The organism is Duganella violaceipulchra (genome assembly GCF_019166075.1).
GTDB lineage: Bacteria > Pseudomonadota > Gammaproteobacteria > Burkholderiales > Burkholderiaceae_D > Rugamonas > Rugamonas violaceipulchra.
The window spans coordinates 1-269 of the sequence record NZ_JAHTGR010000198.1; the positions used below are offsets into that span (position 1 = coordinate 1).

Consider the following 269-nt stretch of genomic DNA (forward strand, 5'->3'; position numbering starts at 1 on the left):
GCTTCGGCGGTAGTCAGCGCCACCACTTGATTCGTGGTCAGCGCCTTGACCTGATTGGCGCTCAGTGCGGCGATCGCGTCGGACTTCAGTGCGGCGAAGTCGGCCGTTTCCAGCGCGGCGATGGCGGAGGTCGTCAGACCGGCCACTTGCGCGGTGCTCAGCGAGCTTGCCTGGGCTGTGGTCAGCGCGACGATCTGGTTGGTGGTCAAACCGGACACGGCGGCGGTGCTCAGCGCGGCGATCTGGTTGGTCGACAGCGCGGCAACTTG

Annotated in this window: 1 protein-coding gene; it reads right to left on the reverse strand. The window is 66.5% G+C overall.

What is annotated here, in order from left to right:
- On the reverse strand, window positions 1–269 hold a 269-nt coding region (locus tag KVP70_RS33670), incomplete at both ends, for a hypothetical protein (protein ID WP_217946772.1).